This window comes from Pseudomonas sp. p50(2008) (assembly GCF_015351605.1).
Lineage (GTDB): Bacteria > Pseudomonadota > Gammaproteobacteria > Pseudomonadales > Pseudomonadaceae > Aquipseudomonas.
This window is the reverse complement of the sequence record NZ_JACMYF010000004.1, coordinates 650787-660515: the sequence shown is the minus strand read 5'-3', so window position 1 is coordinate 660515 and position 9729 is coordinate 650787. Positions and strand designations below refer to the sequence as shown.

Here is a 9729-nt window from a genome sequence, read left to right as displayed (position 1 = left end):
GAACGGTGACAACCGTGCCGTCAGTCAGGGTGAACGACAGTTCACCGTGATTGTTGATCGGCAAGCCGGCGGCGTTGGTCAGGGTCACGGTGTAAGTGATCTGACCGCCTTCCGCGACGGTGGTTTTATCGGCGGTCAGGGTCGCAACCACTTCGCTCGGGGTGTCACTAACGACTACCGAACCTGGGTTACCAATCACCAGATTTTCCAGCGCGGTGCCACCGGAGGTGACATTGCTAACGCCCAGCACAACGGTTTCGCCGTCTTTGTAGACGTCATCACCTTGTGCGGTCAGCGAGTGCACTTTCGAGGTTTCGCCGGCGGCGAAGGTCACGGTCTGGCCGTTGCTCAACGTCACGGTCAGCGGCACCAACTGTGCCTTGTCCAGCGTGATGGTGAAGCTCGGTGCCTGGTTTTCCAGGACCGGACCATTGCCAACAATGCTGATGTTGACCGGATCATTTTGACCCGATGGTTCGTCAGTAACGGTGGTTTTCAGCGAGTTCTGACCCAAGGTCAGTTGCTCGAAGTTGCCCGCACCTTCGACACTTTCCAGTTTGTTAACGATCGTCGGTTGACCACCGACCAGGATGTCATCCGGGGCGGTAATGGTGAACGAACCGGAAGTACCGTTAGCTGGGACGGTGACAACCGTGCCGTCAGTCAGGGTGAACGACAGTTCACCGTGGTTATTGATCGGCAAGCCGGCGGCGTTGGTCAGGGTCACGGTGTAAGTGATCTGCCCACCTTCATTCACGGTGGTTTTATCCGCCGTCAGGGTCGCAACCACTTCGCTGAGCGTATCGCCGATAACCACAGTCGCCGGATTACCCAGGACCAGATTCTCCAGCGCCTTGCCATTGGCAGTCGCGCCGCTAACGCCCAGCTCAACGCTGCTGCCGTCTTTATAAACGTCGTCGCCTTGAGCAGGCAGGGCGTAAGTGGTCTGCAATGCACCCGCAGAGATGACCACGGTTTGGCCATTGCTCAAGGTCACGGTCAAGTCGTGATCAAGTTTTTGATCGACCTTGATGGTGAAGGTCGGTGCTGCGTTTTCCAGCACGTCGCCAGCGCTTTCGATGGTGACGGTGACCTTGTCGCCTTCACCAGCCGGTTGATCAGTGACGGTGGTGGTCAGGGTTTGCTGATCAAGCGTCAGCTGTTCAAACTTCTCACCGCCGGTAACAGACTCCAGCTTGTTGACCAGCGAAGGCTGGCCGCCAGTGAATATGTCGTTGACCGTTGCGATGGTGGCCGAGCCGCTGGTGCCATTGGCTGGAACCGTGATAGTCGTGCCATCGGTGAGCTTGAAGGTCAGCTCGCCGTGGTTGTTGATCGGCAAGCCTGCAGTGTTGGTCAGGGTCACGGTATAGGTGACCTGGCCACCCTCAACGACCGAGGTCTTGTCGACGGTCAGTGTCGCGATCACCTCGCTGGTGGTATCGCCAATGGTCACTTCGGCTTCTTTGCCGATCACCAGGTTCTCGAAGGATTTCCCTTCTACCGCTGCATCCGTGATGCCCAGCTTGATGGTCTCGCCATCTTTGTAAACGTCGTCGCCCTGAGCAGGCAGCGTGTAATTGGTTTCTGTAGCACCTGCCGCGATGGTTACCGTCTGGCCGTTGCTCAGCGTTACCGTCAGATCGTGATCGAGTTTCTGATCAACTTTGATGGTAAAGGTCGGTGCTGCGTTTTCCAGTACGTCGCCAGCGCTTTCGATGGTCACGGTGACAGTATCGATGCGGTCGGTAATGGTCGTAACAGCAGGCGTGGTGCTCGGCACCAGGTTCTCAAAATTGCCGCCAGTCGCGCCGGTGATCGTGGTGCTGACAGTGCTGCCGTTCACATAAACGTCATTCGCCGGGGTCTCGACCACGACAGTGCCAGTGGTCTGGCCAGCGCCAATGGTAATGACCGAGCCGTTGCTCAAGGTCACGGTCACCGGCGTGCCGGCTGGGTTGGTCAAAGTCGCGGTGTAAGTGATCGGACCGCCTTCAACCACGGTTCCGGTTGAGGTAAGGGTCAGGCCGGTCGTGTCCTGCGAATCGGTGATGGTTGTTACTGCAGGCGTAGTGCTCGGCACCAGATTTTCAAAATTGCCGCCAGTCGCGCCGGTGATCGTGGTGCTGACAGTGCTGCCGTTCACATAAACGTCATTCGCCGGAGTCTCGACCACGACGGTGCCAGTGGTCTGGCCAGCGCCGATGGTGATGACTGAGCCATTGCTCAAGGTCACGGTCACCGGAGTGCCGGCAGGGTTGGTCAGGGTCGCGGTGTAGGTGATCGGGCCGCCTTCAACGACAGTACCGGTCGACGTAAGGGTCAGGCCCGTTGCGTCCTGCGAATCGGTAATGGTCGTAACAGCAGGCGTGGTGCTCGGCACCAGATTCTCAAAATTGCCGCCAGTCGCGCCCGTAATCGTGGTGCTGACGGTGCTGCCATTTACATAAACGTCATTCGCCGGCGTCTCGACCACGACGGTGCCAGTGGTCTGGCCAGCGCCGATGGTGATGACCGAGCCGTTGCTCAAGGTCACAGTCACCGGAGTGCCAGCAGGGTTGGTCAGGGTTGCGGTGTAGGTGATCGGACCGCCTTCAACCACGGTTCCGGTCGAAGTAAGCGTCAGGCCCGTTGCGTCCTGCGAATCGGTAATGGTCGTAACAGCAGGCGTGGTGCTCGGCACCAGATTCTCAAAATTGCCGCCAGTCGCACCGGTGATCGTGGTGCTGACAGTGCTGCCGTTTACATAAACATCATTGGCCGGAGTCTCGACCACGACGGTGCCGGTGGTCTGGCCAGCGCCGATGGTGATGACTGAGCCATTGCTCAAGGTCACGGTCACCGGCGTGCCGGCAGGGTTGGTCAGGGTCGCGGTGTAAGTGATCGGGCCGCCCTCAACCACAGTACCGGTCGAAGTGAGGGTCAGGCCCGTTGCGTCCTGCGAATCGGTAATGGTCGTAACAGCAGGCGTGGTGCTCGGCACCAGATTCTCAAAATTGCCGCCAGTCGCACCAGTGATCGTGGTGCTGACAGTGCTGCCATTTACATAAACGTCATTGGCCGGGGTCTCGACCACGACGGTGCCAGTGGTCTGGCCAGCGCCGATGGTGATGACCGAGCCGTTGCTCAAGGTCACAGTCACCGGAGTGCCAGCAGGGTTGGTCAGGGTTGCGGTGTAAGTGATCGGACCGCCTTCAACCACGGTTCCGGTCGACGTAAGGGTCAGGCCCGTTGCGTCCTGCGAATCGGTAATGGTCGTAACAGCAGGCGTGGTGCTCGGCACCAGGTTTTCAAAGTTGCCGCCAGTCGCACCGGTGATCGTGGTGCTGACGGTGCTGCCATTTACATAAACGTCATTGGCCGGCGTCTCGACCACGACGGTGCCAGTGGTCTGGCCAGCGCCGATGGTGATGACCGAGCCGTTGCTCAAGGTCACAGTCACCGGAGTGCCAGCAGGGTTGGTCAGGGTCGCGGTGTAGGTGATCGGGCCGCCTTCAACGACAGTCGAACCTGCAGTGAGTGTGACGGTAGTGGTATCGACCGAGTCGGTGATCGTGGTAACAGCAGGCGTAGTGCTCGGCACCAGATTTTCAAAATTGCCGCCAGTCGCACCGGTGATCGTGGTGCTGACGGTGCTGCCATTTACATAAACGTCATTGGCCGGCGTCTCGACCACGACGGTGCCAGTGGTCTGGCCAGCGCCGATGGTGATGACCGAGCCGTTGCTCAAGGTCACAGTCACCGGAGTGCCAGCAGGGTTGGTCAGGGTCGCGGTGTAAGTGATCGGTCCGCCTTCAACCACGGTTCCGGTCGAAGTAAGCGTCAGGCCGGTTGTGTCCTGCGAATCGGTAATGGTCGTAACAGCAGGCGTGGTGCTCGGCACCAGGTTCTCAAAATTGCCGCCAGTCGCGCCGGTGATCGTGGTGCTGACAGTGCTGCCGTTCACATAAACGTCATTCGCCGGGGTCTCGACCACGACGGTGCCAGTGGTCTGGCCAGCGCCAATGGTAATGACCGAGCCGTTGCTCAAGGTCACAGTCACCGGAGTGCCAGCAGGGTTGGTCAGGGTCGCGGTGTAGGTGATCGGGCCGCCTTCAACCACAGTGCCGGTTGAAGTGAGAGTCAGGCCGGTCGTGTCTTGCGAATCGGTGATCGTGGTGACCGCTGGCGTGGTGCTCGGCACCAGATTTTCAAAATTGCCGCCAGTCGCGCCGGTGATCGTGGTGCTGACAGTGCTGCCGTTCACATAAACGTCATTCGCCGGAGTCTCGACCACGACGGTGCCGGTGGTCTGGCCAGCGCCGATGGTGATGACCGAGCCGTTGCTCAAGGTCACGGTCACCGGCGTCTGGGCCGGGTTGGTCAGGGACGCGGTGTAGGTAATCGGGCCGCCTTCAACAACAGTCGGGCCGGCGGTCAGCGTGACGGTGGTGGTATCGACGGTGTCAGTGACCTGGGTTACCGCTGGAGCGGTCGGAGGTACCACTGTCATCCCGCCGCCGGTAGTGCCGGTGACGGTGACTTCGATTTGGCTCGGGTCGTTATAAACAGTGTCGTTGGGCGCGAGTGGCACATTTACGGTGCCAGTGGTTTGTCCCGCAGCAACGATGATGACCGCACCATTGGACAGCGTAATGGTCAGGTCACTCAGAGGCGCCTGGCTCAGGTTCGCGGTGTAGACCAGTACGCCGCCAGCCTCGGTAATGGTCGGGGTTGCGCTGAGGCTCAGCGTCGAGGTGAGGGGGGCGTCGACAATCGCGTTGTTGTTCGTGTTCTGGGTGTTAGTGGTCAGGGGCACAGCGCCGAAACCCGCGGTTGGGAAGCCAACGGTCGGGTCGACCCGGCCAGCCGTTGCATCGAGCATCACGAAGCTATGACCACCGCCCGCTGCGCCGCCTTGGCCTGAGGCTGTCGGGCCGGCTGCGGTGGCTTCGAGGTCTTTAGTCGGGTCAGCGCCGGCGACGATGGCCTGCTGCAGTTCTTCAACCGATGGCGCTGCTTGTGCGGTGGCTTCTGCCAGGTCGGTGCTGGAGTCCGGAGCGCTGCCGCTCCATTGAGTGTCGCGGCCCAGGTCCAGGGTCCGGCCGTCGGCCAGTTCGAGCGTGACAGCGCCTGCCACACCTGTGTCTACCTGGTCGCCAACAAACAGCCGGTCGCCTTCAACGAGTACACGACGGATGCCCTCTGGGGACACCACGAAAACTTGACCAACAATGCTTTTGACGATGGCAACAACACTGCTCATTGAAGACTCTCCGGGTGTCACGTTCAGTAGACTTCCATGGACCTGAAGGCATTGTTGCCAATCAGTCTGGACGCTCTTTCCTACAATAATAGTTACTACTTTGACGCTTTTTTGCGTCAATATTCTGGCTATATTTTTTGGCTATAAACTATATGCCAAACTATTGACCATGTGGCTGCCATCCTAAACAATCGCCCCAGTAATGTCACATTGATATTCGGCAGTCGAAGGGGGTCGAACCGTGTGATCCAGTACCCATTTTGTACTTTCCGACAAACGGTCGTTTGTCTGCTCAGGATTCGCTGTGGTTGCAGGTTTTGCAGTGATTCAGGACAACAAAATGGCAAATATTCAAACTGCGGATTTCCGTGGATCCGGTCCCGGGCATTTTCCCCGGTCGCACGTTTCGCATCATTTTGATCGGGGATGGACGTTGACGATTGCACGCAGATTCTCAGTCGCGGCGCATGTCGTTCATGTGCGCTGAACGAAGTTTTCGCCGGGTATGCGGCGTGTCTCGCAGCCATGTGTCAACAAACCGTGATCTGCGTGGATCAGAAACATTCAGTTATTTACTCAATACCGAATCAAGGCGACCATGGGCGAGTTGCTCAAGAGCCAGGGAGTGGTCGCACCGTTGGCATCCGTCGTGCAGAACGACGTGAAGCCAAAGGTCTAACTGCCCGGTATGAATTGAGCAGAACCTTTATTGTTCAATCGTCAGCCAAGAGTGCCGAGCGTGGAATCAGAAGTCAGTCGAGTTCATCTCATCCATGATCCACGCGCGTTGCATGACGATCCGCTGCTGGACGGTCTGCTAGCCCTTTGCACGCTGCATCAAAAGCCAGCCAGCGCTGCGATGTTGACCACCGGTTTGCCATTGCCAAAGCAGCGGCTGAGCGTCGAGTTGCTGCCACGTGCCGCCGCTCGCGCAGGTCTGCAAGGGCGGGTACTGGTGCGCAAACTCGAGCAGATTCCAGAAATTGCGATGCCGGCGTTACTGCTGCTCAAGGATGGTCGCAGCGCAGTGTTGCTTGGCTGGCAAGGTGAAGACCAGGCCCGTCTACTGCTCAGCGAAAGTGACGGTGGCGAAAGCCTCGTCAGTCGCGAGTTGCTGGCCGACGACTACATTGGCAAAGTCTTCTTCGCACAGCCTCAGCATAAATTCGACGTCAATCACGGCACGCTGATCCCGCGCGCACGGTCGTGGTTCCGTGACACCCTCAAGCGCTCGCGCTGGCTGTATGCCGACGCCATCGCTGCCAGTTTCCTGATCAACATCATCGCCATGGCCGCGCCATTGTTCGTGATGAACGTCTATGACCGCGTGGTGCCCAACCAGGCCGAATCGACCCTGTGGGTCTTGGCCATCGGTATCACCGGCGCTTATTTTTTCGACCTGATCCTCAAAAGCCTGCGCAGTCTGTGCCTGGACCTGGCCGGGAAGAAAACCGACCTGATCATTTCGGCGACGCTGTTCGAGCGCATCGTCGGCATGTCGATGAAGTACCGCCCGGCCCGGGTCGGCAGCTTTGCCCAGAACATCCATGAGTTTCAGAGCCTGCGCGATTTCCTCGCGTCGCTGACTCTCACCAGCCTGATCGACTTGCCGTTTACGCTCCTGATCTTCCTGGTCATCGCGATCCTCGGCGGGCATCTGGTATGGATTCCGATGTTGGCGTTCCCGATTGCCCTGTTGATTGGCTACGCGCTGCAGAAGCCGCTGGTAGCCACCATGGAGCGCACCATGGCCCTGGGCGCCGAGCGTCAGTCGAGTCTGATCGAAACACTTGCCGGCCTCGACGCGGTAAAGGTCAACAACGCCGAGAGCGAGCGCCAGTATCAGTGGGAGCAGACCATCGGCACCCTCAGCCGCCTCGAGTTGCGGGTAAAAATGCTGTCCGGCCTGGCGATGAACATCACCTTGCTGATTCAGCAATTGGCCGGTGTGATCATGATCGTCTTCGGCGTGTACCAGATCATCGCCGGTAACTTGAGCATGGGCGGCCTGATCGCCTGTTACATGCTCAGCGGCCGCGCACTCAGCCCGCTGGCGTCGTTGTCCGGCCTGCTGACCCGCTATCAGCAAGCCCGGGTCACCATGACCTCGGTCGACCAGATGATGGAGTTGCCGCAGGAGCGCAATTTTGAAGAGCGCCCGCTGAGCCGCAAGGTCCTGCAAGGTGGCATCGAATGCCGTCAGATGAACTTCACCTACCCGGATCAGCAGAATCCGGCGCTCAAAAACATCAACCTGATCATCAAGCCCGGCGAAAAAATCGGCATCATCGGTCGCAGTGGCTCGGGTAAAAGTTCGCTCGCCAAACTGGTCGTGGGCCTTTATCAGCCGGACGAAGGCGCGTTGTTGGTGGATGGCGTCGACATTCGTCAGATAGACGTCAGCGAACTGCGACACAACATCGGCTACGTGCCTCAGGACATCCAGCTGCTCGCCGGCAGCCTGCGCGACAACCTGGTCTCGGGTGCGCGTTACGTCGAGGACGAAATGGTGCTGCAAGCCGCTGAACTGGCCGGCGTGCACGAATTCGCCCGTCTGCACCCGCAAGGCTACGAGCTTCAGGTGGGCGAGCGTGGGCAGAACCTGTCCGGCGGTCAGCGCCAGAACGTCGCGCTGGCCCGTGCACTCTTGCTCAACCCGCCGATCCTGCTGCTCGACGAACCGACCAGCGCCATGGATAACACCGGTGAAGAACGCCTCAAGCAACGCCTCGCTGCAGTGATTGAAAACAAGACCGTCGTACTGGTGACGCACCGTGCGTCGCTGTTGTCTCTGGTCGATCGCCTGATCGTCATCGACCGTGGACAGATACTCGCCGATGGCCCGAAAGCTGTGGTGATGGAAGCATTGAAAAAGGGGCAGATCAGTGTTGCTTAAGTCCGGGGTCAAAGGTTCCATTCGCCGTTATTTCAAGGGCACCGATTCACTGCATGGCCAGCCACTTCCCGAGGTCAATAAAGCCCTCATTGAAGACGCGCCACGGGTGGTGCGGCTGACAATCTGGGCAATCATCGGCTTCTTTCTGTTCCTGATGCTGTGGGCCAACTTTGCGGTGATCGATGAAGTCACCAAGGGCGACGGCAAGGCGATCCCGTCGTCGAAGATCCAGAAAATCCAGAACCTTGAAGGCGGTATCGTCTCTGAGCTGTTCGTCTCGGAAGGGCAGATTGTTGAGGCGGGTGCGCCGCTGATTCGCCTGGACGACACCCGCTTCGCATCCAACGTGGGCGAGACCGAAGCCGATCGGCTTTCGATGTTGCTGCGAGTGGAGCGCCTGAGCGCCGAAGTGGACGACCGTCCGCTGAATTTCCCCGCTGACGTGCTGAAAGCCGTTCCTGGCCAGGCCGCCAGCGAAGAGTCGCTGTACATCAGCCGCCGTCAGCAATTGCGCGATGAAATCGGTGGGTTGCAGGAGCAGTTGATCCAGCGTCAGCAGGAATTGCGCGAGTTCACCTCCAAGCAGTCCCAGTACCGCAACGGCCTGGCCTTGCAGCGCCAGGAGATCAACATGTCCGAGCCGTTGGTGGCTCAGGGCGCGGTATCGCCAGTCGAAGTGTTGCGCCTCAAGCGCGCCGAAGTTGAAACCCGTGGACAGCTCGACGCCACCACCCTGGCGATCCCGCGGGCAGAATCGGCGATCAAGGAAGTGGCGCGCAAGATCGACGAAACCCGTGGCAAATTCCGCAGTGAAGCGCTGACTCAGCTCAATGAAGCACGCACCGACCTGAACAAGGCCCAGGCCACCGGCAGCGCACTGTCTGACCGTGTCAGCCGGACCCTGGTGACATCGCCCGTGCGTGGCATCGTCAACAAGTTGCTGGTGAATACCATCGGTGGCGTGATCCAGCCGGGCAGTGATCTGGTCGAAATCGTACCTCTGGACGACACCTTGCTGGTGGAAGCAAAGATTCGTCCGCAAGACATCGCTTTCCTGCACCCAGGGCAAGAGGCGACGGTGAAATTCACCGCGTATGACTACACCATCTATGGCGGGTTGAAGGCCAAGCTCGAGCAAATCGGTGCGGACACCATCACCGATGAAGACAAGAAAACCACCTACTACGTCATCAAGCTGCGTACCGATCGCAGCCATTTGGGGACGGATGAGAAGCCGTTGCTGATCATTCCGGGGATGGTGGCTTCGGTGGATATCATTACCGGCAAGAAGACGGTTCTCAGCTATTTGCTGAAGCCGATTATCCGGGCGCGGGCTGAGGCTTTGCACGAGCGGTAGTCTTCGGTCGGGCTGATGGCCTCATCGCGAGCAAGCTTTGCACCCACGGGCGACACTTTTCCCTGAAGGAGCAAGTTCGCTCCCTCAGGGTGTCGAGTAGTACACAGAACCGGCCTCCGCTGAGGCCTCCGTGGGAGCAAGACTTGCCCGCGAAGGGGGCAGACCTGCCTTTACATCAGGCACGAGATGTTTGCTAGCATTGCGTCAGCATCAATCCTGATCACTGAAGAG

General features: G+C 59.0%; 3 protein-coding genes. 2 read left to right on the top strand and 1 reads right to left on the bottom strand.

Translation table 11 applies throughout. The features are described from left to right. A partial coding sequence (locus H7698_RS14770; protein WP_194691858.1) for a retention module-containing protein occupies positions 1–5245 on the bottom strand: 5245 nt, incomplete at its 3' end. 739 nt (positions 5246–5984) lie between these two features. Here H7698_RS14770 and H7698_RS14765 point away from each other — a divergent pair. Both H7698_RS14765 and H7698_RS14760 read left to right on the top strand, forming a co-directional pair. Continuing rightward, a complete protein-coding gene (locus tag H7698_RS14765) occupies positions 5985–8141 on the top strand; it encodes a type I secretion system permease/ATPase (RefSeq protein WP_162440960.1) in 2157 nt (718 codons plus the stop codon). Next, the gene (locus H7698_RS14760) at positions 8131–9498 is read left to right on the top strand and encodes an HlyD family type I secretion periplasmic adaptor subunit (protein WP_162440961.1); all 1368 of its coding nucleotides are present in this window, start codon (positions 8131–8133) and stop codon (positions 9496–9498) included. The genes H7698_RS14765 and H7698_RS14760 overlap by 11 nt, the downstream gene beginning before the upstream one ends. Positions 9499–9729 lie beyond the last annotated feature (231 nt).